At 41.6% G+C, this 20,830-nt stretch carries 19 protein-coding genes; 11 read left to right on the forward strand and 8 right to left on the reverse strand.

Going from position 1 to position 20,830, the window contains the following annotated elements; all coding sequences use genetic code 11:
- Positions 1-10: 10 nt before the first annotated feature.
- Both CQ839_RS05190 and CQ839_RS05200 read left to right on the forward strand, forming a co-directional pair.
- Positions 11-604 carry a DUF998 domain-containing protein gene (locus tag CQ839_RS05190; RefSeq protein WP_103667219.1) on the forward strand — a complete coding sequence of 198 codons (594 nt, stop codon included), beginning with the start codon at positions 11-13 and terminating at the stop codon, positions 602-604.
- Positions 605-1,017: 413 nt separating this feature from the next.
- On the forward strand, positions 1,018-1,935 hold the full coding sequence (locus CQ839_RS05200; protein ID WP_103667393.1) for a GGDEF domain-containing protein: 918 nt from the start codon (positions 1,018-1,020) through the stop codon (positions 1,933-1,935).
- A 149-nt stretch (positions 1,936-2,084) separates the two neighbouring features.
- On the opposite strand, the gene CQ839_RS25045 is transcribed toward CQ839_RS05200, so the two are convergent.
- Entirely contained in the window at positions 2,085-2,225 is a 141-nt protein-coding gene (locus tag CQ839_RS25045) for a hypothetical protein (RefSeq protein WP_181016111.1), read from the reverse strand.
- On the opposite strand from CQ839_RS25045, the gene CQ839_RS05205 reads away from it, so the two are divergent.
- Positions 2,224-3,102, forward strand: a complete 879-nt coding sequence (locus CQ839_RS05205) for a DUF6920 family protein (RefSeq protein WP_103667220.1) — start codon at positions 2,224-2,226, stop codon at positions 3,100-3,102. The genes CQ839_RS25045 and CQ839_RS05205 overlap by 2 nt on opposite strands.
- Positions 3,103-3,225: 123 nt before the next feature.
- On the opposite strand, the gene CQ839_RS05210 is transcribed toward CQ839_RS05205, so the two are convergent.
- Positions 3,226-3,999 (reverse strand): hypothetical protein, encoded by a 774-nt coding sequence (locus tag CQ839_RS05210; protein WP_181016112.1) that lies wholly within the window; start codon positions 3,997-3,999, stop codon positions 3,226-3,228.
- A 651-nt stretch (positions 4,000-4,650) separates the two neighbouring features.
- On the opposite strand from CQ839_RS05210, the gene CQ839_RS05215 reads away from it, so the two are divergent.
- A complete protein-coding gene (locus CQ839_RS05215) occupies positions 4,651-6,933 on the forward strand; it encodes an amylo-alpha-1,6-glucosidase (protein WP_103667222.1) in 2,283 nt (760 codons plus the stop codon).
- 130 nt (positions 6,934-7,063) lie between these two features.
- Positions 7,064-7,225 carry a hypothetical protein gene (locus tag CQ839_RS25050; RefSeq protein ID WP_181016113.1) on the forward strand — a complete coding sequence of 54 codons (162 nt, stop codon included), beginning with the start codon at positions 7,064-7,066 and terminating at the stop codon, positions 7,223-7,225.
- A gap of 26 nt (positions 7,226-7,251) precedes the next feature.
- Here the strand turns inward: CQ839_RS25050 and CQ839_RS05220 are convergent, their stop codons facing one another.
- Together CQ839_RS05220 and CQ839_RS05225 are read right to left on the reverse strand one after the other, a co-directional pair.
- Positions 7,252-7,458 carry a hypothetical protein gene (locus CQ839_RS05220; protein ID WP_181016114.1) on the reverse strand — a complete coding sequence of 69 codons (207 nt, stop codon included), beginning with the start codon at positions 7,456-7,458 and terminating at the stop codon, positions 7,252-7,254.
- A gap of 200 nt (positions 7,459-7,658) precedes the next feature.
- Positions 7,659-9,338, reverse strand: coding sequence for a TolC family protein (locus CQ839_RS05225; protein ID WP_103667224.1), 1,680 nt, complete (start codon positions 9,336-9,338; stop codon positions 7,659-7,661).
- Between the two features lie 305 nt (positions 9,339-9,643).
- Here CQ839_RS05225 and CQ839_RS05230 point away from each other — a divergent pair, with 305 nt between their 5' ends.
- Entirely contained in the window at positions 9,644-11,173 is a 1,530-nt protein-coding gene (locus CQ839_RS05230; RefSeq protein WP_103667225.1) for a leucyl aminopeptidase, read from the forward strand.
- A gap of 29 nt (positions 11,174-11,202) precedes the next feature.
- Here the strand turns inward: CQ839_RS05230 and CQ839_RS05235 are convergent, their stop codons facing one another.
- Positions 11,203-11,715 carry a gamma carbonic anhydrase family protein gene (locus tag CQ839_RS05235; protein WP_258040630.1) on the reverse strand — a complete coding sequence of 171 codons (513 nt, stop codon included), beginning with the start codon at positions 11,713-11,715 and terminating at the stop codon, positions 11,203-11,205.
- A gap of 77 nt (positions 11,716-11,792) precedes the next feature.
- On the opposite strand from CQ839_RS05235, the gene CQ839_RS05240 reads away from it, so the two are divergent.
- Complete coding sequence (locus CQ839_RS05240) at positions 11,793-13,598, forward strand: ABC transporter ATP-binding protein (RefSeq protein ID WP_103667226.1); 1,806 nt, start codon at positions 11,793-11,795, stop codon at positions 13,596-13,598.
- Positions 13,599-13,711: 113 nt separating this feature from the next.
- Here the strand turns inward: CQ839_RS05240 and CQ839_RS05245 are convergent, their stop codons facing one another.
- The 3 genes from CQ839_RS05245 to CQ839_RS05255 form a co-directional block, all read right to left on the reverse strand.
- The gene (locus tag CQ839_RS05245; protein ID WP_258040631.1) at positions 13,712-15,544 is read right to left on the reverse strand and encodes a polysaccharide deacetylase family protein; all 1,833 of its coding nucleotides are present in this window, start codon (positions 15,542-15,544) and stop codon (positions 13,712-13,714) included.
- Positions 15,545-15,749: 205 nt separating this feature from the next.
- Entirely contained in the window at positions 15,750-16,589 is an 840-nt protein-coding gene (locus CQ839_RS05250) for a YdcF family protein (RefSeq protein WP_103667228.1), read from the reverse strand.
- Between the two features lie 206 nt (positions 16,590-16,795).
- Positions 16,796-17,110 (reverse strand): hypothetical protein, encoded by a 315-nt coding sequence (locus tag CQ839_RS05255; RefSeq protein ID WP_103667229.1) that lies wholly within the window; start codon positions 17,108-17,110, stop codon positions 16,796-16,798.
- A gap of 846 nt (positions 17,111-17,956) precedes the next feature.
- On the opposite strand from CQ839_RS05255, the gene CQ839_RS05260 reads away from it, so the two are divergent.
- From CQ839_RS05260 to CQ839_RS05275, 4 genes are all read left to right on the forward strand, one after another.
- A complete protein-coding gene (locus tag CQ839_RS05260; protein WP_103667230.1) occupies positions 17,957-19,249 on the forward strand; it encodes a response regulator in 1,293 nt (430 codons plus the stop codon).
- Between the two features lie 231 nt (positions 19,250-19,480).
- Positions 19,481-19,840 (forward strand): response regulator transcription factor, encoded by a 360-nt coding sequence (locus CQ839_RS05265; RefSeq protein ID WP_103667231.1) that lies wholly within the window; start codon positions 19,481-19,483, stop codon positions 19,838-19,840.
- 69 nt (positions 19,841-19,909) lie between these two features.
- Positions 19,910-20,269, forward strand: coding sequence for a response regulator transcription factor (locus tag CQ839_RS05270; protein ID WP_103667232.1), 360 nt, complete (start codon positions 19,910-19,912; stop codon positions 20,267-20,269).
- Positions 20,270-20,273: 4 nt separating this feature from the next.
- Entirely contained in the window at positions 20,274-20,786 is a 513-nt protein-coding gene (locus CQ839_RS05275; RefSeq protein ID WP_103667233.1) for a chemotaxis protein CheW, read from the forward strand.
- The last annotated feature ends 44 nt before the right edge of the window (positions 20,787-20,830 follow it).

Genomic DNA, 20,830 nt, shown 5'->3' on the forward strand with positions numbered 1-20,830 from the left:
ACAATCTGTCATGAATAAATTAAGACTTTCTGGTTTATTATTCTTTCTTGCTGGTTCAATTGCCTTGATGGGCATTATCACTGCTGAGGCATTGTATCCATCAGGTACTGGTTATACAACTTTTAGCAGCGAAATCAGCGATCTTGGCGCAACCAGACCGCCCAACAGCATAATCTATCAGCCGTCTTCGAGCATTTTTAATACCACAATGCTGTTGTCAGGGCTGATGACTTTGACAGCAACATTTTATCAGCATAGATATTTCAGAAAATTGCTTATTAGCATTCCACTTAGTCTATTTGGTTTCGGTTTAGTGGGTATTGGAGTTTTTTCTGGAGACAAAACTCCGTATCATGGAATGTTTGCAATGCTTACATTCTTGTCTGGTGGATTTTCAGCGATCGCATCCGCCAAAATTGCTTCAGCACCTTTCAAATATATTGTGATTCTACTTGGTTTAGTTGTATTACTTACTTGGTCTATCGCCGTGTTTTTTCCCGCCATTATTGTCCCTTTTATTGGTATTGGCGGAACAGAAAGATGGATAGTGTATTCACTTGTATTATGGTTAACTGGCTTGGGCGGTTATCTAATGAATAAATAATGATTTAAAAAATGAAACAGTGAAAAAATACTCATTATCGATAGACATCCAGACAAGAAGAGTTTCTGTTTTGCACTCGCAGAAAGCTACAAGAAGGGAGTAGATTTATCTGGAGTAGATTGTAATACCAATTCACAGAAGTGTTATCACACTTTTATGAATTAAAAACCAAACCCTGTAAGGGTTATACCAAAGCACAAAATGGCTGTGCCACTTTGTGTTTTGGTATAACCAGTGCCCGCGATCGCGAAGATAAATTTGTAAATATATATTACGTTTTCATACAACTCAATCAATTAATACATTACTCAACCATTATTTTAAACAATAGAATGACTATGCTTATAGCTATAAATAAGACTTAGTAAGAATCTTAGAATATCCACCTTATGTTATTAATGTGGAGAAATAATATGGACAATGAGATTAAAGCTAACTTTAGTGCTTTTAAAGAGCCGACACTTGACATGAAAATTCCTCTCAAACATTTACTTGAACAAAGTGAAGAAATCAAAGCAGATGTCGAGAAGGCTGCGGTACAAATTAGTTCGGTGAATGCAGTCCTTACGAATGACACTAAAGTCCTGCCTCCATTTCCGACCATCGAAGAGGTGATTGCTCAGAACGAAGAAGTCGAAAAAAAGGTGGTAAAAGCTGCGGAAGATCTGGATTATGTTAATGCCGAACTCACTAAGCAGGTGGAGGAGAGAATCGATATCGAATCTGAACTGAGGCAGACAAGAAAAGAGCTGTTTGAGTTGCGTACTGATTTATCGGAATCTCAAGCAAAGGAGAAAGATGCACGACATAGTGCACTTCATGATCCACTCACAGGATTGCCAAATCGTTTGTTGCTGGAACAGCATCTCGATCATGGATTGACTCAATCAAGACGGCATGGTTGGAAACTCGCGCTCATGTTCATCGACCTAGATAAATTTAAGAACATTAATGATACTTACGGTCATGACGTTGGCGATAAGGTGTTGATCACTGTGGCAAAACGTTTACAAGATTTTGTACGTGGTGAAGATATCGTCAGTCGATGGGGCGGCGACGAGTTTATCTGTGTTCTCTTAAACATCAAGCTTGAAGAGGAAGTAATTAAACTTGCTAATAAGATGGTTGCTCGAATTTCTGAGGACTGTGATTTTGACGGAACCATTGTTTCTGTAGGAGCTTCTATTGGGATTGCCATATGTCCTAGAGATGGAGAAACGGCTGATATCCTTTTTAAGCAGGTTGATAGAGCTATGTATAGATCAAAAGGATCTTCCAAGAGCGTTAAGCTGTTTAGCGGAGCTATTTTGGATATTCCTGCTGTTGAATAGATGCCTTTACTTGACAACAATCATGTGTTAGCCATTACTGCGATCGCGATAACTTTGCTATAAGGAACAGAAACTCTGGGTAAATATAGATTCTCTTAACGAGTTATTTGATTTCAGCGCCATTCAGTTACATTTTGTACCGTATTCAATCAACTCAAGCAATTCATTCTCTGAATCAAGCGATCGCCTGTCATAGTTAAAATTTTACATAGAAAAATGATATTTATCCAAACATGGCGATCTGTAGTCTTCATACTAGCTGGATTTAGCTTGAGTCTAGGGTTATTCATGACGTATTCGTTGAAATTGCCACTAATAGTCACTGTTATTGTCTTGATCGTAGCCTTGTTTGCGATTGTTATGATGTACGGGAGCGATCGCTGGCGGTCTGAGACTGATAAATTACGAATCAAACTGACAAATGGACAGCAATTAATTCAGCCTAAAATCTATGATCAAAAAGAGATCGTAGATTTACCAGAGCCTGTACAACGATTTTTTAAGACTGTGCTTAGGGATGGACAAGCGATCGTCACAAAGGCTTCCCTCTCTCAGTACGGACAGTTTCATATGAATGAAACAGAGGATAAATGGCATAAGTTTACTGCTACGCAACTTGTGACTACGCAAATGTTAGGCTTTGATTGGGATGCAAAAATTCAGATGATTCCATTGATTCCATTCGTAAATGTATTTGTTCATGATACATATCTGCTAGGAGAAGGGAATTTACAAGCCTCAGTGTTCGGTCTTCTCACGGTTGCTAAAATGCACAATACTCCTGAATTAAATCAAGGCGAATTATTACGCTTCCTTGCGGAAACGGTTTGGTATCCGACATCGTTACTACCTAGTCAAGGTGTGGTCTGGGAAGAGATCGATCAACATTCTAGCCGAGCCACTTTGACGGATGGCGAGACAACTGCTTCTGTTGTATTTCAGTTTGATGCTGAAGGGTTAATTACAAGTATGCGAGCTGAATCTCGTTGTTATCGTGTAGTTGATGACAAATTGATGTTTATGCCTTGGGTAGGTAATTTCAGGGAGTATTCTGTTCGTAATGGAATGCGAATTCCCTTAGAAGGCGAAGTTGGATGGGAGCATCCAGAAGGTGTTCGCCTCTATTTTAAAGGAAAAATCACCAAGATTAGCTATGAGTTTACATAGTGACCGTGTTTATTGTAGATACATTGGTTGAAAAAATATTTTGAGATCGCGACGGAAAAGATATTCTTGCTGAAGTTAAGAGCATGTTTGAAAAGTTTTACGGAATGAAAAAACGGAAAATCTCTAATTTTCTTGAGGATGAATCACTAACACGCGGACTTTAGAATCAGTTGTGGCAATGTCTGAATCTATTGGATCGCTTTGATTTTGTTCTAAGTCGAGTTTTAATCCTAGAAACTTCAATGATTGGCAAATGAGCTCGCGGATGATCTCCGAATTTTCACTTAATTCAGCTGTAAATACCAAACCATCCATACCACCTAAAATCATCAACATGGAACCAAGGCACGATCTCAAACGATGAATGTAAATATCCAAGGCTTGTTTTGCTCTAGAATTATCCGTTTCAACCTCAGATGCTACTGATCGTGGGTCATCTGACACTTGAGCAGCAGACATTAAATTCGATTCTTTAACCACTTCTCGATTTGAAGAATCATCAGTGTTGTTATCTTGTCGCATCATTTCACTCAAAACGCTTGGGTCAATTGAGCCAGAGCTATAATCAATCATCAACCCCTCTAAAGGAGTGAATCCTGTAACCGTATCAATGATCTGACCATTGTGGATTGCGGCTAGAGAACACCCACCGTCTAAATTGCAAGTGATCAGACGCAGCTCATTGAGATCGCGCTTTAAGATTTGGGCAGCTCGTTCAGCACAATACTGGTGAACACTTTCATTAAGTCCATAATGTCGTTTATCAACTTCTACAGGAACGGTAGGAAGTGCAGAGATAGTAGCAAGATTAGAACTATTAGAAACTGCCGCAAGTTTATCAGTATCAGTATCATTAGGTTCCGCTGGTGGATTGGAAGCTATCTCTCGCCAATCCAAATCTAATTTTGCACAAATTTCAAAAAAGGTAAACCGCTCAACTGCTTTTCCTGCAAAAAAACGATAAATCGGTTGACGTGTTTTTATACCGACTTCAATGGCAAGATATTCTTGAGTCCAACCTTTACTATTAAACTGCTGCTTAGCTTGTTTAATTCCTGATAGTGAGGCTTTTAATGATCGCTTAGAGATAGTAGGAAATTCCTATTGTGTAATTCGTTATTATCTATGTTAACACTAATCAAAGCCTTAGTGTTTCAAGATATATATTTGTAATGAAATCGAACATTTAATACATATCAATCATTAAAAGATTAGACTTTTTGTAGAATAAGTTCAAAAAAACCTGTAACCTAAAAGGATGTTCAATTAAAATCCTTGAATTCTAATCTCTGCAAAGTTTTTAAGGTTTTTGGCGATTTTTAATCACTATTGCCTAACAGGTCTAAAGCAATCCGAAATGATTTGTTGCCAAGGCATTATCCATAAGCGAAAAGTTTAGGGAAAGAGAAGAAAGTACTATGGAGAATATCAACAAAGAGAGAACCATAGATCTTCGACTGTACTTTAAAGGAAAAATCACCAAGATTAGCTATGGGCTTGCAGTGTAATTAAAGAAATCAATCTCAGTAAAAAATTCTACTAAATAACATGCCTGATAAAACTTCACAATCCATAATTGAGCCTCTTGAGCCTACGACAATTGAAGTTAATGGAAGATCATTTATTCCTCTTGATAAAAGCCAGATTTCCCCTTGGGTTTGTGTGATTGGTGAGCATCCTATTTCCACATTGACTCTAAAGGATGATGACTTATTTCTAATCACGGACACATTAGGCAATATCTCTGATTTAAGCTGTCGCCTTGGTGGTATTGAAGACAGCATGGGATTATTCTGTCGTGACACTAGATTTCTCAGTCGCCTAGAGTTGCAAATTGAAGGGCGATCGCCGATTGCCTTTAGTAGTACGGCTCGTAAAGGCTTTGCGATGACAGTTTTATGTGCAAATCCCGAAATTGATGATAAAAATGGTGGTCACATTAAGGCGGAAACCATTGATATCCATCGTGAAATTGTGATTAAAGGTGGCTTTTTTGAGCAGACACAAGTGACTAACTACAATACCCATCCTGTTAGCTTTACGCTCAGTTTAAGCTTAGATGCGGATTTTCTGGATTTATTTGAAGTGAGAGGATCTAAGCGAGAAAAAAGGGGCAATTTCCTTCGCTATCTACCGAATCAAGATCAGAAATCTGTGGAAATGTTGCCTAAAGAAATAGTGCTTGCCTATGAAGGATTAGACGGCTCTGTGATGGAATCACGAATTCAATTTGATTCTTTTCAGCCCCAAGAGATTCAAGATCATACTGCCATCTGGCATTTAGATTTAGCCGCCCATGAATCGAGAACGATTGGATATCGTATTCATCTATTTACGAATAATTGTCCCACTTCAATCGTTAGTGTTCCTGAAACCTTTGCACAGGCAAAAACAGAGGAATTATTAGAAGAGAAGCTCTGGACTGAGCAAATTACTAAAATTCAAACTGATAATAAATCTCTAAATCATGTAATCGATCGCGCTGTGCAGGATATTTATTTGCTCAGACAGACATCACAAAAACATAATTTTCTTTCGGCGGGAGTCCCTTGGTTTTCGACCCTATTTGGGAGAGATTCCATAATTGCGGCTTCACAAACTTTAGTTTTAGATCCCACGATCGCCCGTGATACGCTTTCGGTCTTAGCTCACTTTCAAGGCAAAGTTGATAACGAATGGCAAGATGAGCAAAAAGGGAAAATCCTCCATGAAATCAGGCTTGGAGAAATGGCACGTTGTCACGAAGTCCCCCATACTCCTTACTATGGAACTGTCGATGCTACACCTCTATGGTTAATGCTCTATGCCGAATATTATGCTTGGACTGCTGATCAGCCAACGTTGGATCAGCTATGGTCGAATGCGCTCTCGGCGATGGCGTGGATTGATCGCAACTGTCAAGAAACTGGATATCTCCGTTATCATCGTTCCTCAGAAAAAGGTTTGCTCAATCAAGGCTGGAAAGATTCGGAAAACTGTATTGTCAATAGTAAGGGAGAAATAGCCGAGGGGGCGATCGCTTTATGTGAAGTGCAGGGCTATGTCTACGCAGCAAAAATCCGCATGAGTGAATTAGCTGAAAAAAGAAAATTGTTCGATCTCGCTGAACTCTGGCGATCGCAGGCACAAGATTTAAAATTGAGATTCAATCAAGATTTTTGGATGCCCGATCAAGACTATTGTGCTCTTGCCCTAGATGGTGCAGGTATGCAAGTTGATAGTATTGCGTCGAATGCTGGTCATTGCTTGAATTTAGGCATTTTTGATTACGAAAAAGCGATTAGTGTGGCAGCTCGTTTAAATGCTCCTGATATGTTCAATGGTTGGGGTATTCGGACTCTGAGCAACCTTTCGCCTGCTTACAATCCGATGGGATATCACATTGGTTCAGTTTGGCCCCATGACAATAGCTTGATTGCAAGCGGTATGCGATCGCATAGTCTTGTCAAACAATCCTTGAGAATTGCGCAAGGCTTAATCGATATGACCATCGCTCAGCCCTATAATCGTCCGCCTGAGTTGTTGTGTGGCTACGAGCATGATGGCTTTAGTCTTCCCGTTCAATATCCTGTCGCTTGTTCGCCGCAAGCTTGGGCGACGGGAAGCATCTTCCAATTAATTTCGATCATGGTCAATCTTGTCCCCGATGCACCTAATAATCAGCTTCGGATTATCGATCCCTGCTTACTCAATTCCATTAATCGTCTATCCATTCAAAACTTACGGATTGGACAAACATTATTAGATCTAGAGTTTGAGCGTTCTGGAGATACTACTGCTTGTCGTGTCAATAAAAAGCGCGGTAATGTCCGCGTCATTATTGAGGCGTAGCTACCTAATTATACCATTTTACAAAAGTGTAACAACACTTCTGTGAATTAAAAAGCAAACCCTGTAAGGGTTTTAAAAACAAAGAGTGGCGTAGCCACTTTTTGTTTTTGTATTAATGAGATCTTTATAAATGTTAGCAAGTTGGGAACTTGACTACCTATCGGTAGACATTTATCCTATAGCAAAAAAAGAGTTAGCTAGTACAAACCAAAACCAGAAGATGAGTGGTGGCGCAAAGCGCCGCCACTCATCTTCTGGTTTTATGTCCCAAGCAAACCAAGGTTTGCTATAGCTGAGCTAAAAAGACTATATAGTCATTTAGCTCCATTTTTTTTGACTCTGTTCAATAAACTCTTCTATTGCTGCTTTAGATTCTCTAAGACTTGTCCCTGTTTCTTCTCGATAAAGCTTGATCGCTTCTATTTTGCGATAGGGATCTAGTGCAATCTGTTTTACTCGATCTGAGAGTAGAGATGGAACTTCAATCTCCATTCGATTTAATAGCAAGCTTAGAGAAAGATCCATACGCTTTATCTTTTGCTCAAGCTTTTTAATACTTGATTGAGTGCTAAGGATAACCCACACAATGATGAAGAGACAAGAAACATAAATAAATCCATCTGTAGCGGACACCATAGTTAATCCTAGTTTTTGTCTTGCACTTTAAATATACCAAAGCCAAAATAGGAAGGGCACTTTGCGCTCTCCCATTTTGGCTTTGGTATTTATAAACCACTTATAGCTCGTTCAAGATTAGCGCGGGACTGGTTATAACCAATGATTGCTTGCACTCGATTGACATCAGCCGTAGTTAGCGCTGCTTCAGCCGTAATTACTTCAAGCTGAGTTCCAACGCCTGCATCAAGACGTAGACGGGCTAAACGCAGCGCTTCTTCAGCTTGTTGGACAGCTTTAGTAGCAGTGTCAATTTGCTTAAGGCGCGATTGCTGATTGATATATGACTCTTCCACGTCAAAACGAGCTTGACGAGCAGCCTGCTCAAATTTACTTTCAGCAGTGGCTTGATCGGCTTTAAATTGGTCTACTTGAGCAGCAGTTCTACCACCATCATAGAGAGTCCAATTTAAGGTTGCTCCAACTTGATAACCAGTACCAATACCACTCCCATTAGTAAAATCATTCGCCGCATTGAGGTTGGCAAATACGCTAACCTGTGGGCCTAACTTTGCTAGTGAGGCATTAGCATTATCGCGGGCAACTTCTCTTTGTAATCTCTGAATGTCTAACTCAGCACGATTCCTCACTGCTAGTAAGATTGTTTCTTCTACTGGTAACTTCCATTCGGGCACGGGCGTAATTTTATCAGCAGCCGTAAGTTCGACTGTAGGCGGATAGTTGAGTTGTCGAGCCAATTCACGCCTTGCCACTAATTGAGCTGCCTCGGCATTGAGTAAATCTTGCTTAGAATTAGCAAGTGATACATCAGATTGCAGTACATCAAATTTTGTGCCAACGCCTGCTCGTTCTCTAGCCTTTGTATCTTTTAAGCTCCTTTCGGCATTTTCAACAGCTTTACGCTGAATCCGAATGGTTTCATCAGTATTTTGCAAGCTGTAATAGGCAGTGACAATATTCAGACGAATTGTCTGTTTAACTTGGTTAAGGTTTGATTCAGCAATTCGTAAGTTGTTCTCAGCAGCGCGGATTGTAGCATCGTTAACACCTGAGTCGAAGATGTTGTAATTAATTCCCACAGTGCCTGTGAGGGATTGATTAGTCTGGTTAGCTGCTAAGTTGGTCGTTGAATCTGTAACACTATACTGTAAGGAACTCGAAGCGGTGGGAGTGCGACCTGCTTCTGCAAATCTTAGCCCAGCGCGAGCGCGATCTACAGCAATTCGCGCTTGAATTGCATCGGAATTAGTTCTTTCAATTAAGTCAAGAATTTCTGCTAGAGTGACTGGCTTGGTGATATCCAATCTAACTTGGCTTGGTGTCGTTGGCACAACTAGCGTCTGGGCGGGATCAAGTTGCCCTGAGTTAGAAGCCGCAGCGCTAGGAATTACTCTGGCAGGTTCAGTAGAAGAACTGACTTTTTCAGGTTGCGATCGCAGACTATCTTGAAGGATAGTAGTCTCTAAGGTAGGCAATTTAGACGATTCTGAAACATCGGCTTTCGGTAAAGCCGCAATCACTATCTGAATGTCTTGGAGAATAGGTTGCTGATTACTTACTAACTCAGGTTTGGGTTTAAGGATCTCTACCTTTTTTTGGGTAGTTACTTCATTAATTGATGAAGTAACTTTGATCGAACTATCAGGCTCTAAGACGACCTTTGTATAAGGTTTTAGAGGCATGGTAAATTCTTGAGCATTGGCTGTCCAAGCTGGAATCAGAAGCGATAAACTCGCACCAAGCGTCAACCAACTGGAATAAATTCGCATAATTCAGTCCGTCTCTCATCGTCATTAAAATAGCAGCTAACATACCTTACTGTGATCATCTTCTGATAGCTCACATGTGACAATCATCATGCTATCGGGTCAAAATGAGAAGAAGCGCCGTATGTTTGCCTTACAGATTGTAGTACAAACCTAGAAATTTGGGGGTAATGCTTTGCCATGACTTCTAAGAAAACAGCAAAAAAAGGTGGTTATCGCTTCGCGATAACCACCTTTTTTCGCCATCGTCGAACTGGCGTTAATATTAGTTGTAACGTCGCAACAAAATTTACAGACTGTATCCACAAATGAATATTCTTACATCATTAACTGCTCCGCAGGCTTGGCATGGTGATGCCCTTGCGATCGCTGTTTTTGCTAGTCCAAAATCTAGCAATGAGCAATTAGAAAATCCAGAAAAAAAAGCTTTACAACTATCTGAAGCACTGAAAAACTTGGATATTCAGGTTCTAGCTTGTACTTTAACTGATTTGATTACTGAGTCAGAATTTACGGGGGAGATTGGTACATCGGTCAGTGGGCGTGTGGGTATTGACTATGCGATCCGTAAGGTGATTTTGATCGGCATGGGTGATCCCGCTAAGGCTAATGCTGATGTTTGGCGCAAAGCCGCCGCATCGGCGGTGAAATGGGCAAATAAGGGGAAGGTGAAAAAGCTGGCTCTGGCTTTTCCTACCTATAACCAAGATGTGAGTTTGACAACTCAGGCGATCGCAGAGGGTGTGTTACTTGCAGCACATCAAGACAAGCGGTTTAAATCCAAAAATGCTAATCCCCAGTTTCTAGAGCAAGTTGAGATTTTAGAAACCGAGCCTGAGTTAGCCAATCCTGCGATCGCAAAAGCACAGCAGATCGTCGATGGTGTAATTTTGGCGCGTGAGTTAGTATCTGCACCTGCAAATGTCGTTACGCCGATTACGCTGGCTGATACTGCCGTGGCGATCGCTGAGGAATCAGAGTATTTCAACGTCAAAATTCTCGAACAAGCCGAATGCGAAGCTCTAAACATGGGGGCATTCCTTGGTGTGGCAAGAGCCTCAGATATTTCGCCCAAGTTCATTCATCTTACCTACAGCAACGGTACGCCGAAGCGCAAATTAGCGATCGTGGGCAAAGGTCTAACCTTTGACTCTGGCGGCTTGAATCTAAAAACTGGTGTGGGCAGCAGCATCGAACTGATGAAAACTGACATGGGCGGATCGGCGGCGGCGCTAGGTGCAGCTAAGGCGATCTCGAAGCTCCAACCTACAGACATCGAAGTGCATTTCATTGTCGCCGCTTGCGAAAACATGGTCAATGGTAGTGCGATGCGCCCAGGGGATATCCTGACTGCTTCTAATGGCAAGACTATTGAGGTAAATAACACTGATGCTGAAGGTCGCTTGACTTTGGCGGATGCCCTCGTCTATGCCGATAAACTGGGTGTGGATGCGATCGTCGATCTGGCGACGCTGACAGGTGCTTGTGTGGTCGCTTTGGGCGAGGATATTGGAGGGATGTGGTCGATTGATGATGACTTTGCCGAGGCGATCGCTAAAGCCGCTAAGGATGCTGGTGAGAAATTCTGGCGGATGCCCCTCGAAGAACCCTATTTTGATCAATTAAAGTCAGTAGTTGCTGATTTTAAAAATACAGGTTCGCGGGCTGGTGGTGCGATTACAGGGGCTTTATTCTTGAAGCAATTTGTCGAAAAGACTACTGCATGGGCGCATCTTGATGTGGCTGGACCAGTCTGGACTGAGCGCGATTCTGGTTACAACAATGCTGGAGGCACTGGTTTTGCCGTTAGGACTTTGGTGAATTTAATCCTGAATTAAGTAAAAAGCGGCACATTGTGCCGCTTTTTTTACTGCACATGCAACAGCGATAACTGATAATAATTTTCTGCATGGGCGATCGCATTTTGTTGTTCCTCTTCCGAAAGCTCGCGCATCACCTTCGCAGGCACGCCCGTTACCACCACACCCGCAGGCACATCCTTAGTAACAACAGCCCCCGCCCCGACAATACTCCCCGCCCCAATTTTCACTCCTTCTAATAGAATTGCTCCCATCCCGATCAAGCAACCGCGCCCAATTTCTGCACAGTGAATCACCGCCCGATGCCCGATCGTCACATATTCACCAATTATCAAAGGTTGGTCAGGATCTCCATGCAAAATCGCTCCATCCTGAATATTTGTGCAGTAGCCAATATCCATGCGATTGACATCAGCCCTGATCACCACCTTGTACCAAATATTCACGCGATCGCTGAGATGCACATCGCCAATTACCACAGCATCACTAGCTATAAAAGCCGCGCGATCGCGATCGGGTGTAAGTAGTTGCGAATAGGGAAGATGCATATTATTAATCATTCATTAACTAGGAAAGCATTAAGCTCTCTCCTAATAATTCTCCTATAATAATGAATAATTCTGCCAGCTAATAATCTATGTCACAATCCCCCGCTTTAGCCCAAGATCCAGTCCAGACTGAAGATTTATTGCTTTCGGTGCGTAACTTACAGGTTTCCTTTAGGGGCGATGAAGGTATCGTCAAGGCAGTCAAAAATATTTCTTTTGATCTTGCCCAAGGACAAACCCTTGGCATTGTTGGTGAATCTGGCTCTGGCAAATCAGCAACAGCTTTAGCAATCATGGGCTTATTGGGGGAATCTGGCAAAATTACCAATGGTGAAGTCATATTTCGCCCCAGTGACGAAGTACCTCTTGATCTAGTGCGAGTATCGCCACAAAAAATGCTGAAATACCGAGGCGATCGCATATCAATGGTATTTCAAGAACCAATGACATCGCTCAATCCTCTATTTACCTGTGGCTATCAAGTCATCGAAGCGATTCGCTTACACCAAAAAGTTTCTAAGCAGGAAGCCGAGACACGCACGATCCAGCTATTTCAGGAAGTGCAGTTACCCAATCCTGAGCAATTAATAGAACGCTATCCCCACGAGCTTTCAGGCGGTCAATTGCAGCGCGTGATGATCGCGATGGCGATTTCCTGCAATCCCCAATTGATTATTGCCGATGAGCCAACAACAGCGCTTGATGTAACCGTACAGGCAACTATTCTCGAACTGCTAAAAGAGATTCAGAGATCGCGTCAGATGTCGATGATTTTTATTACTCACGACTTAGGGATTTTGGCAGCGATCGCGGATCATGCGATCGTTATGAATCAAGGAGAAGTCGTCGAAAGTGGCGATACACAAGCCATCTTCCAATCGCCAAAACATCCCTATACTAAGGGCTTAATCGCTTGCCGTCCTCAACCCGATCGCCAGTTACGCTTATTACCAACGGTGAGCGACTTTATGGAAATTCAAAATGGGCAAATGGTTGAGAAAGAACCCAGTGATTCTCGTTATTTAGAAGTTGTTCCCCCCGAAGAAACAGTTGCTCGTTTAGCGGAATTGCAAAAGCAAGCCCCAATTCTCTCTGTCCAGAACCTCAGAATCGAGTTCCCAATTCGTAGCATTTTAGGACTCAAAAAACGCTATCTAGTCGCCGTCAACAATATTAGTTTTGATGTCTATCGTGGCGAAACCCTTGGACTAGTTGGCGAGTCAGGTTGCGGTAAAACTACCGCAGGTAGGGCAATTCTGGGCTTGACCAATGGCGTGATGGGTTCAGTCAAATTTGAAGGACGGGAAATCTCAAAATTAAAAGGAGAAGCCCTACAAAAGTTACGCTGCGATCTGCAAGTTATATTTCAAGATCCTTACGGCTCACTAAATCCGCGTATGAGTGTTGGCGATGCGATCGCTGAGCCATTAATCGTCCACAGCCATCAAGAACGCTTTGAGCGTTATCGCAAAGCTGAAGCCAGAAGAGAAAGAGTCGCCTATTTACTAGAGCGCGTTGGTTTAACCAAAAGCGCGATGCGCCGCTATCCCCATGAGTTCTCTGGTGGTCAGCGGCAACGTATTTGTATTGCGAGAGCCTTGGCACTTAATCCCAAATTAATCATTGCCGATGAACCTGTTTCTGCTCTTGATGTATCGGTACAGGCCCAAGTTCTCAACCTATTAAAGGAACTACAAGCAGAATTTGGATTAACTTATATTTTTATTTCCCACGATCTCGGTGTAGTTAAATTTATGAGCGATCGCATTATGGTGATGAACAAGGGCGAAATTGTCGAACTGGACACCGCTGAATCCATCTACACCAATCCTCAAAAGCCATACACCCAAAAGCTGATCAGCGCCATTCCCAAAGCTTTAGTTTTTTCCCCTTAAATAAACTATTTATCCCAAAGCAAAAAATGGCGCAGCCATTTTTTGCTTTTAGAACCCTTTCTGGGTTTGGTTTTCAATTCACAAAAGCGCCGTCACACTTTTGTGAATTGATATTATGGATTTAAGCTCACTGGGCAATTAGGCTTTTCAGCAGTTTCCACAGGAGCGGGATCGGGTGGTAAAAGTGCCACAATGTGCGGAACAGGTCGAGGCTCGTAAGCCATGACTGACTTGCCCCGATAGGCAAGCGATGCACTTGCGCCAGAGTCGAGCATGACTACATCTCTCAACCCAGCTTTCGCCAAGATTTTCCCTAAGCCGACGGAATCGATCATTTCCATAGTTACGCCGATTGTCGGTCTACCTGAACGATCAATTCCCCAAAAAGCGCGATCGCGACTTGCGTCAAATCCATAAAGCTTACCAAAGGATTCTGCTGATTGTGGTTTACCATCGCGGACTAGCCAACCTGCGGCGACAAAGGCATCAGTGACATCAGGCAATTCTGCTCTTACAGCTTCTAGAGAAGTGTGCTTAGCGGCATTAAAGGGAATGAATTTGACTGTCGTAGGGCTAATCAAAACCAGAGGACGACCATTGAGAAGGGGGTTTTCGCCTTTATTCCCAGTGTTAAAAACTCCTGCATAGCTGGAAAACTGACTCATTACGGGTCCAATCATCGTATTGCCATCAATACGTTCGAGGGAGAAAAAGCCGCCATCAACCGCCGCGATCGCATTGGGAGTCATGGCAAGAATCTCAGCAACCTGAGCGCGTTTATCAGCATGAGTTGTGACTGCGCGGCCGCCATGTACAAGAGTAAGTGGCAGTCCATCAATAGTAACAGTGCGCTTCTCTACAGGAGTAGTAAAATTGATTACTCCATTACTTACTGTTGGCAAAAGTGAAACTTGACTTGCAGAGGTTCCTCCAGAAGCTTGCTCGATCGCTTCACTAAAACGTGATTGACCAAAACGCATAATAGACATCAAATCTTCTGATTCATTAGCTGAGCGCTCTTGACGAGGATCGAGGCTCATTGAAAGTGCGGCTTTATAACCAACATCCTTAACTTTGTCCTTGGCTCGTTCCGTAAATTCTCCTTCAGGATAAGTGAAGTAATCTATAGGAATCCCTAATTCTTTTTCAAGTACTTTCTTCGATTCCAACACTTCTCGTTCAATTTCAGAATCGCTCAAGTTCTTCATGTTTAAGTGATTAACTGTATGGGAAGCAACGGTGATCAAACCACTTTTTTGCATTTCCCGAAGTTGATCCCATGTAGCTTTAGGTTTTTTCCCACCTGTGCCGACAAAGCGAGTGTGAACAGACCATACTGCTGGATAGTTATATTTTTTTAGCAGTGGAAACGCATATTTGTACTGTCCGACATAGTTGTCATCGAAGGTGAGCAATACAGGCTTCTCTGGCAATTGCGCACCTGTACGCAGATGATTAACCATGCGATCCATCGTAATCGGTGTATACCCACCTTCTTGGAGTGTTTGAAAATGTTTTTCGAGATCTTCAGGTGTGACATCCCAATCTACGTCTTTTACCGCAGTGATGTCGTGATACATGATGATCGGGATTTTGGCAGTACGGGCGCGATCGCTGATTTGAGGAAATGGGGCGGGGGTAAAACTAGCGATCAGATCAGCATTAATACTGCTGCTCAGACTTGATAAAACTGGTAATGGGTCGTTGGCGATCGCATTGATCGATCTGACCTGATAGAGGGAAGCCGTCACCGACTCCAAAGCATTGTATTGACAAAAGGCTCGCGATTCATTACTTGCAACAGGATTCGCAGGGTTTAAAGCTGATTCATTTGTGGCTGTGGCTATCTCCGTAGAGGATGTTCGGGAGACCAATCGCGAAGCGATCGCTGCACCCATGCCAGTTCCGAGGGCAGCTAATCCCAGCACGAGCCAAATCGTGTTCATGCTGCTGCTATTTTTGCCGTTGCCCCTGCTCATAAGGATTTATAAATTTTGTGATATTACTAGCGCCTATTTAATCAGAGAGCCATCATGTGCACAAGTACCTACGGTAAATGGTGGTATTTATTACGTTGAAATCAAAAGGCAAGTTTTCTTAAAAGTGCTGCTTTGCAGGACTTTTAAGAAAACTTGCCTTTTCTTTTGGCAGTTAAGCCCATCCTGCTAATTGATAAACAAGTAAGCCAATGTACTCTTTGATCGCATTGGTGGAGTTTTTGAGCGCATCCACACTTGGCAATAACTCAAGTATTGAGGCGAAACCTTTGTTGTTGTCATTTTGCACCGATAAAAAGTCAGTTGGGACAGCAATAGACTCAACGCCGACTTTCCGAAATATTTCCATCGATCTCGGCATATGCAGAGCCGATGTTACTAGCAATATTTTATTGATTCCCTTTTTAGCAAGGATTTCCTTTGTGTTAATCGCGTTATCGCGGGTATTAAAAGATTGCGATTCTTGGATAATGGCATCAGAGGGCACACCCATAAATTCAGCGATCGCAGCCATATCCTCGGACTCAGGGTTACCGCCCTCGCCTAACCATTCGGCTCTGCCACCAGTGACGATCATTAAGGGAGCCTTGCCCTGCTTATAGAGCCACGAGCTATACAAAATGCGATCTCCAGCTTCATTGACCTCGTACCAAGGTCTCGGCGCTATGCGTGGTCTTGTACCGCCGCCCAAGACTACGATTGCTTCAGCTTTGGGGATATCCCCATTTGGCAGATATTGCCATTCCAGCGATCGCACTAACCACTTAGAAAAAATTTCATTGCTGCTTAACAATAAAATTACTAGTGCGATGCCTATTAGGGTTGAGGCAAAACGATTTTTTTTAAATAAGCTGATTAATTTACTAGAGTTACTAGCATTACGCGATCGCTTGGTTCTCCATAACAAAATTACTAAGGCGATCGTAATTAATAGACTGGATAATCCAAGTGGATAAAAAAACAGAGGCAAAAGTTTCGATAAAAAAAGCGACACAGTTTTAAGACCATTTGTTAGGGTTCTATATTTTAGTAATCCTATAGCAATGTAAGCTTTGCTTAGGACTTAAAACCCAAATTAATAAAGGCGGAGCTTCGCTCCGCCTTTATTAATTTGGGTTTTGATTTGTCCTAGCTATCTCTTACATTGCTATAAATCATTAACAGTGACGACGCAAAGGATGAAACAGATTCCAGCAATTCTCATAATGAGAATTGCTGGTCAGTATCGAGATGGAATCCCAAATCGGCTCGATTCTGGTTCCATCCCAAGTTCGCCGAGTTGAAGAAAGCGATCGGATATTGGGAAAGTGATACCGTAATTGGTTGCAACCATTCGGTTATTGTGTTTACGAATGTTGACAAAGCATCGAAGTATTTACTTGCTGGTTTAGCCCAAAAAAGACGATGACAGAAATAAATAGAGTGAGGGAAAGTGAGGACTAAACTCTTTATTTCTGCAAAACCAGCATTCCTAAAGACGAGGGCATTTGATAATCGAAGAGATCCTGCTAGCATGAGAAGTTGTCTGAAAGCATAAAACTAGTGTCTTTCTTCGCCAATTTGTATCATTCATAGGAGCGTGGATTGGATGGACATACAAAAGAACTAACTAGAGGGTTTTATCCCAAAAGTATAAACTTCAAAATAGTGAAGATAGATTATTCCTAAAAGATAGTGAATTTGATGAATCGCCAACCGAGAAAACCTCTTGGTCATCTCTCCCTTGTGAAGTATTTTTTGCTTCATTAGAACCCATTGCAGTTCATCTTTGAATTGGCGTTGTTCGATAGGAAAAACTATTTTGATCAGCCAAATGGCTTAAATATTGCGGCTTGAAAATTGAAAACTAGTAACATTTAGACTAGGGTAACTGCATATATCCATGAATATTTTGCTTGGGTTTGTCTTTGAGGTAAGAATAGCTTGATCCTAGTATTTTATGGCTGCGATTTTCATAATAAATGCATGATTAAAACTTTATAAAATCATTTTTTGTTTCGCATCCATTTTTGTTGAAATCTTTGCCTGGCAAGTGTTTATGGCTTGTTTGTTAATCGTTCGGAATGTATAGGGTTGCTTTACAGGAAATATTGCCTTCGATGCTAAATTCCTTGTATGCAATTGTTTCCTGTCATGACATATGTCTTACTCTTATTAAGGTTTTGTTGAAATGTCTGCAAAAAAACAATCAACTAATTTTAATTTCGACGAGAATATGCTTTAATAACTATTAAGGGGAATTAGAGATGCCTTAATTAAAAAGATTAACGCATGGTTAAATACAAGTTGACAAGGTGCGAAGTTATACTAGCTAGTAGGATTACGATCAAAGTTCATACCTAAAAATCGGCAATTAATGTTATGCGTGCTGGGATAGATTTAGATGAAACGTGTAAAGAGCACGAGGAATCGGCTCGGAACTTATTAAAAAGTTTAGAGCTAAGTAGATCTGGATGTGTATATGTTGTCCGAGATCGCATTCGTTGGTCTTTCTATATTGATCGCGGGAAATTGGTCTATGCTTCCCACTCATTAGATAGTTTTGAAAGATTAGAAAGACACCTACGAAGTTTAAGTCGCGAAGTTCCTGAACTGAACGACAAATTGCGATCTCAGCTTCGGCTAATGTTTGATGACCCATCTCCAGATAATGCGAAGTACAAAGTTACTAGCGAAATTCTTTGTATTGAATATCTTGCAATTTTGTGGCTAGTTGATGAAAACTATCTGTCAAAACCTATTGCTGGGAAACTAGTAGCACGGATCATCCAAGAAGTTGTCGAAGCATTCTTGTGTTTGCCAGAAGGTGATTTTGAGGGTATCTATTATGAACACTTTTTGAAAGAAACTTATTGCAGCTTATCGATTGATCGGATTTTAGAAGTTGTGACGCAGCGACTTCAAGCTTGGTATAAATTTGGACCGATGATTGTTTCCCCCTACCAATGTCCCTATTTAGTCAGCCAAAAAAGTGCGGAAAAACGGATGTCGGCTGATACTGTACAGCGACTTGGGCGAGTTTTACGTGGTTTTAACTTCTGTCAGTTGGGTGCATTATTCGGTAAAGATCCATTGGCGATCGCAAAGCAACTCGCTCCCCTTATTAGTGATGGCTCCATCATATTGAGAGAGCCTTTATCTCCTTTTGATATGTTGCCGCACACCTATTATCTGGCTCCTGCCGAAGAGCAAGAAAATATCGAAAAACTTTCAAAATCTTTTGTGAATGTAGCTAGTTTAGGTGGAGATATAGCTGGGATCTCACAGATTTTTCCACAACAATCATCAAAAATCTGGAAGATAGCCTGTATTGATGATAGTGAATCAATGCTCAGTATGATCAGCACTTACTTAGGTAGTGAAGATTTTCAAGTTACGTTGATTCAAGACTCCATAAAAGCTTTGTTGAAAATCACTTCTATTCGTCCTGATTTGATTTTGCTAGACATTGGAATGCCCACTGTTGACGGCTATCAACTTTGTTCTCTAATTCGTAAATCTTCGGTTTTAAAAGATATTCCCATTGTGATGGTGACTGGTAATAAAGGATTAATTGATCGCGCACGAGCGAGGATGTCAGGTGCTACAGATTATTTGACCAAACCATTTGTCAAAGCCGACTTACTGAGAATGATTATGCGTCATTTGATGTAGGTATTTGTGTGCATGTTTGTGGCAATATTTAAGCCTCCATTAATTGCTGGTTTTGCAGTAATTAAACATCAGGAATCTGAAAAGGCATTGCTTAAATGTGGTATCTTTATATTCTATATACTAAGATTCATGAGTTTGCTCAAATACTAGGATTATTACAAAAAAGTAAAATCCTATCTGAAAAAGCCACTAGTTAATAACGAACAAAAAAATATATAGGGAGAATGCATTATGACGACAGTTCTTGTAGTTGAGGATACTGCTTCTGAGCGGGATTTGATTGTTGGTTATTTAGTGGAAGGTGGCTATAAAGTAATCAGTGCAAGTAATGGGCAAGAAGCCCTCAAAGAAATCGAAGGAAAGAGACCTGATGTTGTGATTACAGATTTGGTCATGCCAGGAATGAGTGGATTAGAGCTATGCCGCAGTTTGAAAAAAAATAATGAGACGAAGGATGTTCCAATTGTGGCCTGTACTTCTAAAAATCAAGAGCTTGACAAACTATGGGGCATGAAACAAGGAGTTAATGTTTATATTACTAAGCCGTTCTCTCGTGAAGATATTTTGCGGGCGATGCGCTCTGTTATATAGATACCTATACCTTGAGCATTGTGATTTATCCGTTTTTATATATTTTTATATAGTAAGGAGATTTAGAAATTGATTATAGTATTGGTAGTAGAAGATGTCTCTTCGGAACGTGAATTGATTTGTGAGTATTTGCGTCAGGGTGGATATTCTGTGATACACGCTTGTGATGGTAATGAAGGCTTAGCAAAGTTTGAGTTAGATAAACCTGATATTGTCATTACCGACTTAGTAATGCCTGGAATGGGTGGGCTTGAGCTTTGTCGAGCCATTAAAAAAAATACTCCAGCTAAAGTGCCTGTAATTGCATGCACCAGTAAAAAACAAGAAATTGATCGTTTATGGGGAATCAAACAGGGGATTGATGTTTATCTCACTAAGCCATTTACAAAAGAGGAGATTTTGCATGCAGTGCAATCGCTAGGAGGGTAATGAAATGTCCGACTTAATGATCGAGCTACAGGAGGAACGAACACAGGCGATCGCAGGATTGCCACACCTCAGCTTGCAAATAGAGCGAAATGTGATTGTGGCGGTACAACTCAAATATGTGCGTGAAACCTTAGTGCTAGATGCCGATCGCTTTACGCAAATGCCTAACGTTAATGCTTGTTTGATGGGTTTAGTTGAGCATCGCAGTAATGTCTTTTGGGTGCTAGATTTACCTCAGGCTTTGGGGTTTGCACCGCTTGATTCCACCTCGATCGCTACCCATATCGCCATTTTACAAATCGGAGGTGCATTTCTGGGGCTAGGGGTGTATCGGATTGGGCGAGTGTTGCGGTTTGCCGAGACAGAGATTGTATCGCCCTTAGAATTTCCGCAGACAAATATTCCCATTGAGTCCGTACCATTTTTGCGTGGTTGTCTCCTCAATGCTGAAGGGGCTAATAAAAATCTGTATGTTTTAGATGCAGAGGCGATCTCCAGCCATAACTTCACTGTGTAAACTGGATTTCTTTTTTCTTTTTTCTTTTAACTTTTTCCTTGAAC

This window comes from Pseudanabaena sp. BC1403, from assembly GCF_002914585.1.
Classification (GTDB): Bacteria; Cyanobacteriota; Cyanobacteriia; order Pseudanabaenales; family Pseudanabaenaceae; genus Pseudanabaena.